General features: G+C 63.9%; 17 protein-coding genes. 6 read left to right on the top strand and 11 right to left on the bottom strand.

All coding sequences use genetic code 11. The features are described from left to right. Positions 1-148: 148 nt before the first annotated feature. Positions 149-906, bottom strand: a protein-coding gene (locus ACR65T_RS00855; protein ID WP_434494704.1) for an IS5 family transposase whose coding sequence is annotated in 2 segments (ribosomal slippage) — positions 149-573 and positions 573-906 — 759 coding nt in all. Because the reading frame shifts where the segments join, the coding sequence is not laid out codon by codon here. Between the two features lie 256 nt (positions 907-1,162). Between ACR65T_RS00855 and ACR65T_RS00850 the strand changes: the two genes are divergently transcribed. Next, entirely contained in the window at positions 1,163-1,459 is a 297-nt protein-coding gene (locus ACR65T_RS00850) for a helix-turn-helix transcriptional regulator (protein WP_434494703.1), read from the top strand. Here the strand turns inward: ACR65T_RS00850 and ACR65T_RS00845 are convergent. The 3 genes from ACR65T_RS00845 to ACR65T_RS00835 form a co-directional block, all read right to left on the bottom strand. Further along, positions 1,389-2,669 (bottom strand): tyrosine-type recombinase/integrase, encoded by a 1,281-nt coding sequence (locus ACR65T_RS00845; protein WP_434494702.1) that lies wholly within the window; start codon positions 2,667-2,669, stop codon positions 1,389-1,391. The genes ACR65T_RS00850 and ACR65T_RS00845 overlap by 71 nt on opposite strands. A 293-nt stretch (positions 2,670-2,962) precedes the next feature. Next, positions 2,963-4,567, bottom strand: coding sequence for a glutamine-hydrolyzing GMP synthase (guaA, locus tag ACR65T_RS00840; protein ID WP_434494701.1), 1,605 nt, complete (start codon positions 4,565-4,567; stop codon positions 2,963-2,965). 142 nt (positions 4,568-4,709) lie between these two features. Then, positions 4,710-5,999: an RsmB/NOP family class I SAM-dependent RNA methyltransferase gene (locus ACR65T_RS00835; RefSeq protein WP_434494709.1), complete on the bottom strand. Its 1,290-nt coding sequence runs from the start codon at positions 5,997-5,999 to the stop codon at positions 4,710-4,712. Positions 6,000-6,109: 110 nt separating this feature from the next. Between ACR65T_RS00835 and ACR65T_RS00830 the strand changes: the two genes are divergently transcribed. After that, complete coding sequence (locus ACR65T_RS00830) at positions 6,110-6,259, top strand: hypothetical protein (protein ID WP_164479364.1); 150 nt, start codon at positions 6,110-6,112, stop codon at positions 6,257-6,259. An 8-nt stretch (positions 6,260-6,267) separates the two neighbouring features. On the opposite strand, the gene glpX is transcribed toward ACR65T_RS00830, so the two are convergent. Then, entirely contained in the window at positions 6,268-7,257 is a 990-nt protein-coding gene (gene glpX, locus ACR65T_RS00825; protein ID WP_434494700.1) for a class II fructose-bisphosphatase, read from the bottom strand. Positions 7,258-7,263: 6 nt separating this feature from the next. Then, entirely contained in the window at positions 7,264-8,562 is a 1,299-nt protein-coding gene (locus tag ACR65T_RS00820; protein WP_434494699.1) for a homoserine dehydrogenase, read from the bottom strand. 183 nt (positions 8,563-8,745) lie between these two features. Here ACR65T_RS00820 and ACR65T_RS00815 point away from each other — a divergent pair, with 183 nt between their 5' ends. Then, positions 8,746-9,165 (top strand): small metal-binding protein SmbP, encoded by a 420-nt coding sequence (locus tag ACR65T_RS00815; protein WP_434494698.1) that lies wholly within the window; start codon positions 8,746-8,748, stop codon positions 9,163-9,165. 75 nt (positions 9,166-9,240) lie between these two features. On the opposite strand, the gene ACR65T_RS00810 is transcribed toward ACR65T_RS00815, so the two are convergent. From ACR65T_RS00810 to petA, 3 genes are read right to left on the bottom strand one after another with little or no spacing between them, the layout of a single operon-like run. Beyond that, a complete protein-coding gene (locus ACR65T_RS00810; protein ID WP_434494708.1) occupies positions 9,241-10,254 on the bottom strand; it encodes a cytochrome c1 in 1,014 nt (337 codons plus the stop codon). 34 nt (positions 10,255-10,288) lie between these two features. Then, positions 10,289-11,527, bottom strand: coding sequence for a cytochrome b (locus tag ACR65T_RS00805; RefSeq protein WP_434494697.1), 1,239 nt, complete (start codon positions 11,525-11,527; stop codon positions 10,289-10,291). A gap of 53 nt (positions 11,528-11,580) precedes the next feature. Beyond that, on the bottom strand, positions 11,581-12,111 hold the full coding sequence (gene petA / locus ACR65T_RS00800; RefSeq protein WP_434494696.1) for a ubiquinol-cytochrome c reductase iron-sulfur subunit: 531 nt from the start codon (positions 12,109-12,111) through the stop codon (positions 11,581-11,583). Between the two features lie 283 nt (positions 12,112-12,394). On the opposite strand from petA, the gene ACR65T_RS00795 reads away from it, so the two are divergent. From ACR65T_RS00795 to hemF, 3 genes are all read left to right on the top strand, one after another. After that, a complete protein-coding gene (locus ACR65T_RS00795) occupies positions 12,395-12,871 on the top strand; it encodes a tRNA (cytidine(34)-2'-O)-methyltransferase (protein ID WP_434494695.1) in 477 nt (158 codons plus the stop codon). A gap of 98 nt (positions 12,872-12,969) precedes the next feature. Beyond that, positions 12,970-13,638, top strand: a complete 669-nt coding sequence (locus ACR65T_RS00790; RefSeq protein ID WP_434494694.1) for an rRNA methylase — start codon at positions 12,970-12,972, stop codon at positions 13,636-13,638. A gap of 138 nt (positions 13,639-13,776) precedes the next feature. After that, positions 13,777-14,790: an oxygen-dependent coproporphyrinogen oxidase gene (hemF, locus tag ACR65T_RS00785; RefSeq protein ID WP_434494693.1), complete on the top strand. Its 1,014-nt coding sequence runs from the start codon at positions 13,777-13,779 to the stop codon at positions 14,788-14,790. A 150-nt stretch (positions 14,791-14,940) separates the two neighbouring features. Here hemF and ACR65T_RS00780 read toward each other — a convergent pair whose 3' ends face one another. Continuing rightward, on the bottom strand, positions 14,941-15,315 hold the full coding sequence (locus ACR65T_RS00780) for a GtrA family protein (protein WP_434494692.1): 375 nt from the start codon (positions 15,313-15,315) through the stop codon (positions 14,941-14,943). A 2-nt stretch (positions 15,316-15,317) separates the two neighbouring features. Next, the gene (locus tag ACR65T_RS00775; RefSeq protein ID WP_434494691.1) at positions 15,318-15,620 is read right to left on the bottom strand and encodes a c-type cytochrome; all 303 of its coding nucleotides are present in this window, start codon (positions 15,618-15,620) and stop codon (positions 15,318-15,320) included. Between the last annotated feature and the right edge of the window lie 412 nt (positions 15,621-16,032).

Raw genomic sequence — 16,032 nt, 5'->3', positions numbered from 1 at the left:
GCCACCGCTCGAGATCTGACTTCCAAGTCTCGTCCATGGTCGGCCCTCCCGAAAGCCGACCTCCTATGAATCACGCAATGCGCGTCGCGGGAATCCCAAAAAAGCCTGACCTCTCAAAAATCTGCCAAAGTAGTGCTAGGGTCCAGACTCATAACCAATAGCTGATTGTCGCGGCGATGCAGACGGCTGCGAGAAAGTTCGTCGCGCTTCGATCGTAGCGCGTGGCGATGCACCTGAAGTCCTTCAACCGGCAGAACATGCGCTCGATGGCGTTTCGGTTTCGGTAAAGGAAAGGCGAGAAGCAGTTCTTCCATTTGCGATTGGCCTTGGGCGGGATGTTCGGCATCACGCCGGCATTCTCGACCTGTCGGCGGATGACGTCGCTGTCGTAACCTTTGTCGCCATGCAGGATGTCACAAGCGGGCATCTTCGACAGAAGCTCTGCGCCAGCGGTGCAATCGGCGACATTGCCGCCCGTGAGCATGAAGGCGACGGGTCGGCATTGAGCGTCTGTCAGCGCATGGATTTTGGTCGTGCGTCCGCCGCGCGATCGACCGATCGCCTGGGCGCGCTCCCCCCTTTGCCGCCACTGGCGGAGCGATGCGCCTTGACCGCGGAGGAGTCGATGAGAAGCTGCGGCGGCGGGCCGCCAGCTTGCGCGAGCGCGTGGAAGAGATTGACCCACACGCCCTTGGCCGCCCACCGGACATAACGGTTGTAGAGCGTCTTCCGCGGCCCGTATTCCGACGGCGCGTCGATCCAGCGCCCGCCGGATTTCAGCACGTGGACAATCCCGCTGATCACGCGCCGATCGTCGACCCGCGCCTTGCCCCTCGTGTCAGTGGGGAGGTGCGGCGCAATCTTCGCAAACTGGGCGTCGGTCAGCCAAAAACGGTCGGGAATCATTGGCGCTTCCTTTCGGAAGCTGTGAATCACGACGTCGCGCTCAAGCCAACAACTTTATGGGTCCGAGCCCTAATTCGAATCACGGTTTTCATATCAAACCGATTGACAACCGACACGACGGCGAATTGGCGCATCAAGCACACAGCTATCTATTTGTACGCCACAGCATCCTGCTATCCGACATCTAAATTTGCTCCCTTCCCTTTCGGGGCCTATCGCGCTCATTTTCTCAAGAGGAAGAGTTGAGGAAACGACGATGGCTCACCAAAATGGCGTTCCTATCAAGCGGACTATCCGTCGACAACAACTGCGCGAAATGGTGCCGCTTGCCGATAGCACCATTTACGAGATGGAACAGCGCGGGGAGTTTCCCCGACGCTTCGCTCTCTCGCCGCGTTGCGTCGTATGGGATCTGGCAGAGGTCGAAACCTGGTTGGCGTCGCGCCGATCAACCCCAATTGTCCGGGCGCAGTCTCCTGACGTCAGGCAACGGCGATCGCGCCCTGTTCGAGAGCCGGGTCGGGTTCAAGCAATGGCATCGAAGACGGGATAAGTACCGGGATACGCTTGTTGCCCGCGACCCAGGCGTCGATGATATCCGACCACTCCTGCATCATATGGCGACGTTGAATTTCATACTCTGCCTTGTTGTATACGCCCCGCGATGAGCGACCGTCCTCGTGCGCAAGGCACTTTTCGATCCAGTCGCTGTTGAAGCCCAGTTCGTTGAGCAGCGTGGATCCTGTCCTTCGGAGATCGTGAACCGTGAAGGGCTCAAGCGGCAGGCCTTCCTTCTTCGCCTGCTCGACAACCGCATATGTGACGCGATTGAACGTCGCGCGCGACATCGGCGCGTCCGCGTCATAGCGCGACGGCAAAAGGTATCTTGAATTTCCGGCGCAGGTCCTCAGCGCGATCATGATGTCGAGAGCCTGCCCGGACAGATAGACGTTATGCGCCTTCGAGCGCTTCATTCGTTCCTTCGGGATCGTCCAGACGGCGTTTTCGAAATCGACCTCGTCCCATATCGCGTCCTGCAGCTCGCTCTTGCGCACCATGGTCAGCAGATACAGCCGCATGCCGAGCCGGATGGTCGGCAGCGTCGCCACCTTCTCGAGCAGCTTGAGCATAATCCTGATCTCGGTCGGCGAGAGCGACCGGTCCTTGGGCACGAACGTCGCAATCGAAGCCGGCCCCACATCATCGGCCGGATTGGCGACCTTCTCGCCATGCAATATCGCAAAGCCGTAGATCTGCTTGACGATGTCGCGGACGTGGATTGCCGTCGCGGGAGCACCACGCTCAACGATCGCGCCGCAGTGAGCTCGCAGATCATCGGGCGTGATCTCGGTCAGAAGCCTATTGCGCCACTTGGTCAGCAGCTCGCGCTCGAAGATCGACCGGCGCATTGCCCGCGTGCTGTCCGCCATCGGCGCCGCGGTCAGCCATTTCTCGCCGAACTCGCCAAAGCTCTTCGCTTCTAGAAGTCGGCGCTTCTCCCGCTGCTTTTCTATCGCCGGCGATCGCCCCTCACTGATCGCCCGCTTAGCGTCGATGCACAGCTCTCGAGCACGAGCGAGCGACAGCCCGGCTGGGCCGTACTTGCCGAATGTGACGGTCTCGCGCCGCCCATTCATCCGGTAGTCCAGCCGAAAAGTGAGGGTCCCCGACGGCTTCACGAGCACATACATGCCGTCCCGGTCCGTCACCTTATAAATTTTCTCTTTTGCTTTCAGGTGTTTAAGGGCTGCATCCGTCAGCATTTGAGCCGCCTCCTCGAAAAAAGACCGTCAGGCCGTTTTCGGGCACCATCTGAACAAAATCTCTTTTTCTTACAGGCTATTAGATCGAAAAAAAGACCGTCAAAGGCGCTCAGACCCTGACGGTATCGAACAAAATCCACTTTCGCAAGAGAGAGGCATACCGTCAGCGAGTACGTCAGCCGCCATCTCTGCCGGCCGATAGTTCTCGAACGATCATGAACGATTTTCTTTTTGATTTCAGCGTATTATGTGGTATTTTTGAATACTGTGGGATACCCTGGGATGGGCAAAAATCATTCCCACTCGATGGTCCCCGGCGGCTTGCTCGTCACATCATACACCACGCGGTTGACGCCCTTCACTTCATTGATGATCCGCGTCGCGGCGCGCCCGAGGAAGCTCATGTCGAAGGGATAGAAATCCGCCGTCATGCCGTCGCTCGACGTCACGGCGCGCAGCGCGACGACGTAGTCATAGGTGCGCCCGTCGCCCATCACGCCGACCGAACGCACCGGCAGTAGCGCGGCGAAAGCCTGCCAGATGTCGTCATACAATCCCGCCTTGCGGATTTCGTCGAGATAGACGGCGTCGGCCTTGCGCAGGATCGCCAGCTTCTCACGGGTGATGAGGCCCGGGCAGCGGATGGCGAGCCCCGGCCCGGGAAACGGATGGCGGCCGACGAAAGCTTCCGGCAGGCCGAGCTCGCGCCCGAGCGCCCGCACTTCGTCCTTGAAGAGTTCGCGCAGCGGCTCCACGAGCCGCATGTTCATGCGCTCCGGCAATCCGCCGACGTTATGGTGCGATTTGATCGTCACCGACGGGCCGCCGGTAAACGACACGCTCTCGATGACATCGGGATATAGCGTGCCTTGGGCGAGAAACTGCGGCGCGCCGCGCCCGTCCTGCGCGATCTTCTTGGCTTCGGCCTCGAATGTTTCGATGAACAGCCGGCCGATCGTCTTGCGCTTCACCTCCGGATCGTCAACGCCTTCCAGCGCGCCGAGGAACAGGTCCGCCGCTTCGACGTGATGCAGCGGAATGTTGTAGTGATCGCGAAAGAGCCGCACGACCTCTTCCGCCTCGCCTTGCCGCAACAGGCCGTGATCGACGAAGACGCAGGTGAGGCGCTCGCCGATCGCTTCATGGATGAGCACCGCCGCGACGGCGCTGTCGACGCCGCCCGACAAGCCGCAGAGCACGCGCCCGTCGCCGACCTGGCGCCGGATCGCCGCGATCGCTTCGCCGCGAAACGCCGCCATCGTCCAGTCGGACTTCAGCCCCGCGACCTTGTGCACGAAATTCGAAAGCAGCCTGGCGCCATCCGGCGTATGCACGACTTCGAGATGGAACTGCACGCCGTAATAGCGCCGCTGTTCATCCGCGATCGCGGCAAAGGGCGCGTTTTCCGAAGCGGCGATGACGCGAAAGCCTTCCGGCAGCTTCGTCACCCGATCGCCATGGCTCATCCAGACAGGGAAGCTGCCACCCTTCTCCCACACGCCGTCGAGCAGCGCGCTGTGCTCCAGCGCCGTCACGTCGGCGCGGCCGAACTCGCGATGATGACCGCCTTCGACAAGCCCGCCGAGCTGCGTCGCCATCGTCTGCTCGCCGTAGCAGATGCCGAGCACCGGCACGCCGGAGTCGAAAATGCTATGCGGCGCGCGGGGAGACCCCTCCTCCGTCACCGAGCACGGCCCGCCCGAAAGAATCACCGCCTTGGGGCGGATCTCGGCGAAGGCGCGCTCGGCGTTCTGGAACGGCGCGATTTCGCAATAGACGCCCGCCTCGCGCACGCGCCGCGCGATGAGCTGCGTCACCTGCGAGCCGAAATCGACGATCAGCACCTTGTCGTGGCGCTCGGCGATGTCGTGATGGAAGGCGTCGGGCGCGGTGGTCATGGGCAAACCTGATTGAACCGCAGTTCACCGTCATGGCCGGGCTTGTCCCGGCCATCCACGCCGGGCTTCTGCGGAATGTCGGCGTGGATGCCCGCGACAAGCGCGGGCATGACGCGGGTTGGAGCACTCGGACTGGTCTTACTCAGCGCTTCGCCAAGACACAAACGTAAAACCCATCCGTGCCGCTTGTCGCCGGCGACAGGCGAATGCCAGGTCCATGCGGCGAGGCGAAGCGGGCGAGGTCGGGGAGGCCTGCGCCTTCCGCGATGTCGGCGGCTGAACGCGCCGCGAAATCAGGATTGGCGGCGAGAAAGGCCGCGATCTGGTCCTCGTTTTCCTCGCGCAGCGCCGAACAGGTGACGTAAGCGAGCCGACCGCCGGGCTTCACGAAGCGGACGGCCATCGCCAACAACTCGCGCTGCTCCTTTAATCTTCGGTCCAGCGCGCCGGGCGCGAGCCGCCATTTGGCGTCGGGATGGCGCCGCCACGCGCCGGTTCCGGTGCAGGGCGCATCGATCAGCACGAGGTCGCAGCGCGCTTCGAGATCGGCCAGCACGTCGGCCTTGCCGCGCGGCGCGCGAACCTGAATGTTGCGGGCGCCGGCGCGCTCCAGCCGCTCATGGATCGGCATGAGGCGCCGCCCGTCCGCGTCATAGGCGTAAACCTGACCGCGGTTATGCATCTGCCCCGCGAGCGCCAGCGCCTTGCCGCCGCCGCCGGCGCAAAGATCGAGAACCTGCTCGCCCGGCGCAGCGGCGCAGAGCAGCGCCGCGAGCTGCGAGGCTTCGTCCTGCGGCTCGACGAGCCCCTTCACATAGGCGGTCTCGGCGGTCAGCGCCGGCCCCCGCCCCTGCCCCGCCTCGATGCGCAGACCGATCGGCGAAAGCGGCGTCGGCGCGGGAGACAGATGCGCGAGCTTTTCGAGCGCCTGCTCGCGCGAGCATTTCAGAATATTGACGCGCAGATCGACAGGCGCACGGGCGGCGAGCGCCGCGCCTTCTTCCGCCGCGCGCGCCCCGAACGCCGCCTCGAAATGCGACGCCAGCCACTCCGGATAGTCGCCGCGGACATGATCCGGCGCGGCATTGAGCGAGGCCGTCTCCAGCCGTACGCGCTCGTCGTCGGAAAGCGGGGCCGGCGCATGGCCGGCGCCGGAGCAGAGCGCCGCGATCGCCTCGACGCCCTGGCCGCGCGCCTCGCGCAGCGCGCCCAGCATGATCGCGCGCGGATCGTCCGCGCCCATGACATGGATGGCCGAAGCGCGCTTCCTCAGCGCATCGAACACGAGACTGGCGATGGCGGCGCGATCCTTCGAGCCCGCGAAGCGATGCGCGATGCCCCAATCCTTTAATGCCTCGGCGGCGGGTCGGCGGCGCAGCGACAGATCTTCGAGAACTTCGATTGCGGCGGAGATATGGGCGGCGGGAGTCATCGGCGCGCCGTCCCGCCGGCGCGCGTCGGACATAATTCCGTCGCCAAAGCCACGCTCTTACGCAACAGGCGCGAAGATGCGCGCCACCTTGAGAAATGCGGACGAAACTGATGCGGCGCCTTCATCTGATCCTTGCTTCGCTTATCGCTTTGTCGCTCGCCGCCTGCGCGACACAGCCCCCGCCGCCGCCGGATTATCCGCCGCCGCCAAGGCGCAAGCTCGACGCCAAAACCCAGCTCGAGACCGGCCGGACGTATTAAGGCCAACGTCAATCGAACTTCCCCACCGCCCGGTGCGTCGCGTGGATGCGGCGGATCGTGCCGGTCGCCGAGCGATAGACGATCGTCTCGGTGTCGATCGTCGTCTTGCCGAGCGACACGCCGCCGACGAGCGGCCCGGCGGTGACTCCGGTCACGCAGACGACGACGTCGCCGGCCGCCATGTCGCCGACCGAATATTTGCGGCGCGGATCGATCGGGCCGAAACGCTGGGCCTTGGCGATCTGATCGCGAGTTTCGAGCGCCAGCCGCCCCTGCATTTGACCGCCGGCGCAACGCAGCACGCAGGCGGCGAGCACGCCTTCCGAGGCGCCGCCGCGGCCAAGATACATGTCGACGCCGGTTTCCCAGGGATGGGTGGTGAGAATGATCGCCGCGACATCGCCGCCGGCGATGAGGCGCACGCACGCGCCGGCGTTGCGGCAATTGCGGATGATCTCGGCGTGGCGCGGCCGGTCGAGAATGCTCACGGTGATTTCGCTCGCGCGCACGCCCTTGGCGATCGCGAGCGCTCTGATGTTGTCGCCGGGATCGCGATCGAGATCGATCGTGCCTTCGGGATATCCCGGACCGATGGCGATCTTGTCCATATAGACGTCGGGCGCATGCAGGAGCGAACCGGCCGGCGCCATGGCGACGACGGCGATCGAGCCCGGCATGTCCTTGGCGCAAAGCGTCGATCCTTCCAGCGGCGCGACGCCGAGGTCGACGCGGGGACCGACGCCGGCGCCGAGGTCTTCGCCCACATAGAGCAGCGGCGCCGCGTCCGCATCGCCCTCGCCGATGACGATGCGTCCGCGCACGGGAAGTCGCGACAGCTCTTCGCGCATCGCCGCCGCCGCTGCGAGATCGGCGGCCATCTCGTCGCCGCGTCCCCGGAACCTGGCGGCGGCGACCGCGGCGCGCTCTGAGGCGCGCGCCAGCTCCAGCGTCAGATAGCGGTCGATCTGCGACGCGTCGGGTTCGGGCTGTTGCGTCATGTCGCGCTACTCGCGTTCGATGCGGATGACCTGCGCGCGCGAAACGATGACGCCGTCCTGATCGATCAGGTCCAGCGCCTCGCGCACGAGATGCTCGCTCGTCGCATGGGTGATGAGGATGACATCGACGCAATCGCCCGGCGCGCCCCGCGCGCCGCGCTGCACGATGCTTTCAAGCGATATGCGGCGCTCCGCCATGCGCGTCGCGATCTTGGCGAAGGCGCCGGCGACGTCGCGCACCGACATGCGGATGTAATAGCCGCCTTCGTGACGCTGCATCGGCATACGCTTGAGCTCCGCGAGCTTCGCGGTCGGCAGACCGAACGGCGCCGAACGCACGCCCTTGGCGATGTCGGCGATGTCGGCGACGACCGCCGAGGCCGTCGCGTCGCCGCCGGCGCCCGGCCCAACAAGCGTCAGCTCATGCACCGCGTCGGCGTCGATGGTGACGGCGTTCAGCACCCCCATCACCTGGGCGATGGCGGAATTCTTGCTGACCATCGTCGGATGAACGCGCTGCTCGACCCCCTCAGCGGTGCGCTGCGCGACGCCGAGCAGCTTGATGCGGTAGCCAAGCTCCGCCGCGGCGTCGATGTCGGCGAGCGTCACGCGCTCAATGCCCTCGATATCGATGGCGCTGGCGGCGATGCGCGTGCCGAAGGCCAGAGAGGTGAGGATCGCAAGCTTGTGGGCGGTGTCAAAACCGCCGATGTCGAAGGTCGGATCGGCCTCGGCGTAGCCGAGCCTCTGCGCCTCCTTCAGACATTCCTCGAACGAGATCTGCTCCTGCTCCATCCGCGACAGGATGTAATTGCAGGTGCCGTTGAGAATGCCGTAGACGCGCTCGACCGAATTGCCGGCGAGCCCCTCGCGCAGCGTCTTGACGATCGGAATGCCGCCCGCGACCGACGCCTCGAAGGCGAGCGCGGCATGGTTCTCCTCGGCGAGCGCTGCGAGATGCAAGCCATGCGCGGCGAGCAAGGCCTTATTGGCGGTGACGACCGGCTTGCCATGCGCGAGCGCGGTTTCGACGCAGGCTCTGGCTGGCCCCTCCGAGCCGCCGATCAATTCGACGAAGAGATCGATTGACGGCGAGGCCGCGAGCTTGACCGGATCTTGGAAAAATTCCGCGCTGGAAAGGTCGGCGCGCCGCTCCTTCGCGGCGTCGCGAGCCGAAACGGCCGCCAAGACGATGCGCCGTCCGGTGCGGGCCGTGAGCGCCTCGGCTTGGCGGCGAAGCAGGCGCGCCACCGCCGCGCCGACGGTGCCGAGCCCCGCGATGCCGACGCGCATAATCTCCGACATTGCAACCTTTCCGGGAAAAATTGGCGGGCGACCGACGCCCCGAGTCGCTAGCGCCTTGTGCCCGATTTGGCGCCTTCAATCAAGAAACCGCCGACGCCCGGAGGGGATTGAGCCGTTGCGCCCGACGCCCTGACTCTTGGGCAAGCTGAAGCCGAGCCCAGTGGCGGCGACGAGGAGATGACGATGACGCGTCGAATGAGCGCATTCGCGATTCTGACCACCTTGGCGCTGGCGTTTTCCGGCTCTTATGCGCTGGCCGGCATCGGCATGCATGTGCAGGCGGCGATTGAGCATGCTCAGGAGGCGATAGACGACGGCGCGAAGGGCGACTCAAAGGAGATCGTTACGCATATGATGAGCGCGCTCGGCCAATGCGCGCGAGGCGCTGCACGAAAAGGCCACCGAACAGGACCGCGCCGCCAACAAGCTGCTGCATCGCGCGATCAGGCATCTGCGCTTGGCCGAAATACGCGCCCGGTTTGGCGACTCGGCGCGCGCCGTCACGCACGCGACGAGCGCGCTCGCCGAACTGAAGAAGATTCAAGTGCGGCGTCGCGCGACGCGGCTGGGACTCATGGCGGCGACATGGTCGTCGCCAGATAGCTCGGCATTCTGCTCTCTCTCGCGGCGCCATTCGCGTTCGACCGGGTGCGCGCGGCGCGTCGGCGAGCGCCCCGCCTAATGCGGCACGTTCGACCAGATCTTGCGCTTGGTGAAATAGAGCAGCCCGACGAAGACGAGCAGGAAGGCCACAACGCCGAGCCCGATGCGCTTGCGAGACTCAAGATGCGGCTCGGCGACCCACATCATGAAGGCGGCGACGTCCTTTGCGTATTGGTCGATCGTTTGCGGCGCGCCGTCCTCATAGGTCACCACGTCCTCGGAAAGCGGCGGCGGCATGCCGATGCGACGGCCCGGCATATAGGGATCATAGAACTGTCCTTCCGGCATTTTCACGTCCGGCGGCGGGTCTTCGTAGCCCTCCATCAGCGAGACGATATAGTCGACGCCGTGCTCCTGGTAGGAAAAGCCCGGCAAAGCGTCGAAGAGGAAGAGCGGAAAGCCGCGCGAATAGCCTCGCGCCTTGGCCAAGACCGACATATCCGGCGGATAATTGCCGGCCAGCGCGGCGCGCGCCGCCTGTTCATTGGCGAAAGGCGGGGGGAAGCGATCGCTCGGGCGACCCGGCCGATCGAAATATTCGCCCGCCTGATTCGGGCCGTCTTTGATCTTGTAGCTCGCGGCCAGCGCTTCGACCTCTTTTTCAGGAAACTCCGGTCCGCCGGGCTGCGAAAGATTACGGAAGGCGAGCATTTTGATCGAATGGCAGGAGGCGCAGACCTCCTTGTAGACCTTGAAACCTCTGCGCAACTGCGCCTTGTCGTAGCGACCGAAGGCGCCGGCGAAGCTCCAATCGAAGCGCTTGGGCTTCTGCTCATGGCGCTCGCTCCCGTGCCGCGCTTCCTTCTCCTTGGCCTCAGGCGCCGCGACCTTCTCGGCTTCTTTCGCGGGAGGCGCAGCGGCCTTATCGGCTTCCTTCGCGGGAGGCGCGGCGCCTTGATCGGTTTCCTGAGCGGAAGGCGCGGCGGCCTGATCGGTTGTGGACGGCGGGGCCTCCTCCTGAGCCCAGGCAGGGCCGAGCAGCGCGAGCGTCGCAGCGACCGCGACGGGAATGAGCGCCCGGCGCTTCATCGAAGAGACGAGCCGACGCGATTTTCTGTGCGCCTCAGACATGGGAGGTTTCCCCTCGCACGATCGAAGCGTCGATGGATTCAGGCACTGGCTCCGGCTTCTCGATTCTGCCGATGACCGGCAAAATCACCAAGAAGTGGAGGAAATAATAGGCCGAGAGCACCCGAGCGAACCAAAGATATGCGCCTTCAGCGGGCTGCGCCCCCAGATAGCCGAGCCCGATGCACACCGCGACAAAAATCCAGAACTCCTTGCGAAACAGCGGCCGATACACCGCCGATTTCACCTTCGACGTGTCGAGCCACGGCAGCGCGGCGGTGATCAAAATCGATGCAAAGAGCGCAGTGACGCCGAGCAGCTTGTTCGGGATTGCGCGAAGGATCGCATAGAACGGCAGGAAGTACCACTCCGGCACGATATGCGGCGGCGTCACCAGCGGATTGGCTTCGATGTAATTGTCGGGATGGCCGAGGTAATTCGGCACGAAAAACGTCAGCCAGGCGTAGACGACGAGAAAAGCTGCGATGCCGACCCCGTCCTTCATGGTCGCATAGGGCGTGAAAGGAACAGTTTCCTTCTTGATGTCCTTCACCTCGAGGCCGGACGGATTGTTCTGGCCCGTCACATGCAGCGCCCATACGTGCAGAGCGACGATGGCGACGATGATGAACGGCACCAGATAGTGCAAAGCGTAGAAGCGGTTGAGCGTCGCATTGTCGACGGAATAGCCGCCGAGCAGCCAGGTTGTGATTGCGGTTCCAACGACGGGAATGGCGGAGAAGAGATTGGTGATGACGGTCGCCGCCCAGAACGACATCTGCCCCCAAGGCAAGACATAGCCCAGGAATCCCGTGGCCATCATCAGCATGAAGATCACGACGCCGAGAATCCACAGGACCTCGCGCGGGTCCTTGTAGGAGCCGTAATACATGCCGCGGAAGATGTGGAGGTAGACGGCGAGGAAGAACATCGACGCGCCATTGGCGTGCGCATAGCGCAAAATGGTTCCCCAATTCACGTCGCGCATGATCTTTTCGACGGAATCGAAAGCGAGCGTCGTCTCCGGGGTGTAATGCATCGCAAGGACGACGCCCGTGACGATCTGCGCGACGAGCATGAAACTTAAGATCGCGCCAAACACCCACATGTAGTTCAGGTTTTTTGGCGTCGGATAGGAGACGAAGGAATCATGCATGAAGCTCAAAATCGGCAGACGGCGCTCCAACCAGCGAGCGAAGCCGCTCTTGGGCGTGTATTGGGAATGTCCTTCCATGGGCTTGGTGCTCTCGGAATCTCGCGCGGGAAATTGAAGGCGCTTGGCCTTGGCTAGCCGATCTTAATTTTGTTTTCGGCGATGAAGGCGTAAGGCGGCACCTCCAGATTCGTCGGCGCCGGGCCGCTGCGAATCCTCCCCGAGAGGTCGTAGACCGAGCCGTGGCACGGACAGAACCAGCCGTCGTATTCGCCTTCCTTGCCGGTCGGAATGCAGCCGAGATGCGTGCAGACTCCGATGACGACGAGCCACTCAGGTTTTTGAACGCGCTTGGAATCGGGCTCCGGGTCGGGCAGCGCCGACAAGGGCACGTCCTCAGCCGCCTTGATTTCGGCCGCCGTCCGATGACGCACGAAAACCGGCTTGCCGCGCCATTTCACGGTAACAATCTGGCCTTCTGGAACCGATGAAAGATCGACTTCCGTCGAGGCCAGAGCAAGGGTTGACGCGTCCGGATTCATCTGGGCGATCAGCGGCCAGACCATGCCGGCCACGGCGCCTGCTGCGGCGGCGCCCGTCGCGATATAGAGAATGTCCCGCCGGCTTGGCTCCGCCGGTTTTACGGCGGTGTCTTTGCTTGTCACGCTCGAACCTCTCCCAACGCTCTCAAGTCTTCGCGGCCGAGGCAGCGGCTGCGCCCAAGGCGATCGTTCCACGTTTCGCCGCTTCCGGCCAATCGCTGCGGTGCGCCGCACCATGGCAATGCCAAGGCTGCGGCGGGGCGGAGGTGATATGTGACGCGAATCCCCGCCGCTGTCCACAAGCCGACACCGGGAAATTTGGCTATCCGCCTTGCCGCACAAGACCGCTGCCGATATTCGCGGCGATATGCCGCAAATTCCTATCTCCTCCCACTCGAACGCACCAATGGCTTCTCTGACGCTAGCCTTGTATCAGCCGGACATTCCTCAGAACGCCGGCGCCATGCTGCGCACATGCGCGTGCCTCGGCGTCTCTGCGGCGATCATCGGACCGGCCGGATTTCCCACAAGCGATCGCGACTTTCGCCGCGCCGGCATGGACTATCTCGATCACGTGACGATTGACCGACATGGATCCTTCACGGCCTTTCAGGCGTGGCGGGCCGCGTCCGGCCAAGCGGGCGAGAGCCGTCGGCTGCTGCTGCTATCGACGCGGGCGGCGGCGTCCTATCTCGACTGCGACTACCGCGCGGGGGACATTCTGCTCGTCGGCCGCGAATCCGCCGGGGCGCCGGACGAGGTGCACGCCGCCGCCGATCTGGCGCTCCGCATCCCTATGCGGCCTCGCATGCGCTCCCTCAACGTCGCCGTCGCCGCGGCGATGGTCATGGGCGAGGCGCTCCGGCAGTTGCGCGCGCTTTAGACAGATGCGCCGCCGCACAGCGCAATGACGAAACGACCTTTTAGTCTGCGATCGTCGCAGCATATTAAGCCGATATTCATTGATTTAGGGAGGGCGCTATGACCCACCAGACGTTTCGCATCTCGCTAATGCTTTGGGAGCGGCTATTGAAATCTCTCAATGCGGCTCTGCTGACCGCACTTCTCTGCGTCGCCCTTTATGCGATTGTGACCAATTTCTCGGAGGCGCGCGGCGCTATCGGCAAGCTGTTCGTAAAGTTCACGCAGATTGAGAGCTTCGAAGGGTTCAATGTGAAGGCTGCGTTCCGGGTGGATCAAATCGCGGAGGCGACGCCGATCTATCAGGCTCTGCCGGCGGACATGAAGGACATGCTGCCCGACGACATTCGATCGCTCCGCCCCGCCTGGGTGGAGCGACTTCTTTATGTGGGCGACCAGGGTAAGCTGTGCGAGTTCGAATCGCCGAATAAAAAAATGGTCGAAGACCATAATGCCGACCGGCATCTGTCGGCTGACGGACTGATTACGATGAAGGACTCGCGCGAGGTTAAGGCGCAGGTGCTTGAAGACATGCGCCAGGCGAAAGCGCGGAACCGTGGGTGGCCGAATGGCGAGCCCCGCTCCTGCTATGTCACCGAACTCACCGAGCGCGGCAGAAACGTCAAGACGGCGCTCGCGCAGTTTCTGCGCGCCGGCTTCGCGGCGGCGACGGGAACGCCAGCCGCGCGGCGCGACTCCAAGATGAAAGTCGCGGAGATGGCGCAATAGTGAGGAAAAATACGCGAAAGCGGGCTTCCTCGTCCTTCGAGACGCGTGCTGCGCACGCTCCTCAGGATGAGGAGGCCCTTCACCCGATCGCCCTGGCGCAATAGTCCTGCTGAATTGACAAGGCGCGGCGCCGGCGGGATGAAGCGGCGACAAGAGGAGACGTCGATGAACGCCGCGCCCGATCAACTCGAAGCCCGCAAGGACGCAGCGCGCGCATGGTTCGAGTCGCTCCAGTTGCGCATCATCGCCGCCTTCGAAGCGCTGGAGGACGAAGCGACGGGGCCGTTCGCGCCGGGCGCCGAGGCGCCGGGGCGCTTCGTTCTCACGCCCTGGAGCCGAACGGACCACAGCGGCGCGACTTTAGGAAGCGCCGCTCGAAACATCGGCGGCGCAACTTTAGGAAGCGGCGCTCAAAACATCGCCGGCGCGCCGGGGGGCGGCGGCCGCATGGGGATGATCAGGGGCCGGGTGTTCGAAAAGGCCGGCGTGCATTGCTCCACGGTGTTTGGAGCCTTCGCGCCGGAATTCGCCAAGCAAATCCCAGGCGCGGCGGAAGACCCGCGCTTTTTCGCGACCGGCATCTCGCTGATCGCGCATCCCTGGAACCCCAATGTTCCCGCCGTGCATATGAACACGCGCTTCGTTGTGACGAGCAAAGCCTGGTTTGGCGGCGGCGCCGACCTCACGCCGGTGCTCGACGCGCGCCGCACGCAGGACGATCCCGACACGATCGCCTTTCACGCGGCGATGCGCGGCGCCTGCGAGCGCCACAAGGTCGCCGACTATGCGCGGTTCAAGCAATGGTGCGACGAATATTTCTTTCTCGCCCATCGCAACGAGCCGCGCGGCATCGGCGGGATTTTTTATGACTATTTCAACAGCGCCGGAGACGCGCAAAATTCCGCCTGGGATGCGGATTTCGCCTTCACCCGCGATGTAGGCGAAAGCTTTCTCGACATCTACCCGGAACTCGTGCGGCGCAACTTCGCCAAGCCGTGGAGCGAGTCGCAGCGCGACGAACAGCTCGTGCGGCGCGGCCGCTATGTCGAATATAATCTGCTCTACGACCGCGGCACGATCTTCGGATTAAAGACCGGCGGCAACGTCGACTCGATCCTCTCGTCCATGCCGCCGCTGGTGAAATGGCCTTGAGTTATTTCGCGCATTATTAGCCACAGCAGCGTCATGCCCGCACTTGTCGCGGGCATCGACGCGGCGCCGCTGCGGCCTCCTTGCAGCATTCGTGGAATGTCGCGGCGTGGATGGCCGGGACAAGCCCGGCCATGACGCCCCGAGAGTTCGTCACCCAAACGTCCATCGCCGATTGAGCGCAAAGGTCACGAACATCGCCAGCACGGTGGTGACCATCTGCGCCGGGAGATAAGGCGCGGCCCAGCGGTCGACGAAAAGGCTCATCAGCGCATAGGTGACGCAAAAGCCCGCGAAAGCGACAAGCGCGAACCGCCATGTCGCCTCAGAATGCGGCCGATCGCTTGCAAAGGTGTGGCGCCGATTCAGGAGATAGGCCACAACGCCGCCGACCACATAGCCGCACAGCGTCGCCGGCACTGGGCGCCAGCCCGCGCCTTCGACCAAGGCGATGAGAATGGCGTAATGCGCGAGCGTCGCGCCGACGCCGACCGACGCGTAAGTCGCAAGCTGGCGGGCCGTCGACATGCTCAGCGCGGCATCGTTGCGTAATGACGCGCGATGTCCCGCATCTCGGCTTCAGACATTTGGCGGCTCATGTAGCGCATCTCCTTATGCGCCCGCCTGCCGGTTTTGAACGCCCTGATCTGGTTGAGGAGATAGAGTTCGTTCTGGCCGGCAAGATGCGGAACGTCGGCGCTTTTGGCGATCCCGTCCACGCCATGACACGCCGCGCATTGCGCCAGGACGTCGGAAAGGTCGCCGGCCTGGGCGCGCCCCGCGCCGGCGAAGAAAAGCAACATCGGAAAAAGCAATGATGTCGTAATCCGCATGGGCGCCATTTCGAAGCGACGAGGAACGGGATGATAGCGCAATTCGCCGGCCTGCGGCGCGATCCCGCCGATCCGAGGCTCCTATCCCGCCGCCGCCGCCCCTTCACATAACCGTCAATCTCGTCTAGACAGTCGGCGACTTTCGAGCCGGGCGCGCCCCGCTCGCCGTCCGCATCGCCGGTTCGCCGACAGAATGACGGGCAAGTTCGGGACGCGTTCCGGTCCAGGGGCCGGAAACGCGGCCCTTTTTTATGCGCGCTCGCCTCCCGCGCGGCGTGCGCCGGGCAAAAGACGAAAGGTTTCCTCATCCTGAGGAGGCGGCGCAGCCGCCGTCTCGAAGGACGAGGAAACCGCTGGACAAATCTCGCCCCCCTGCTTCGAGACGCGCCTTACGGCGCTCCTCGGCATGAGG

This window comes from Methylocystis sp., assembly GCF_051061285.1.
Classification (GTDB): domain Bacteria; phylum Pseudomonadota; class Alphaproteobacteria; order Rhizobiales; family Beijerinckiaceae; genus Methylocystis.
Note: the sequence above shows the minus strand (reverse complement) of the source record. Positions and strands in the feature narration are given on the sequence as shown.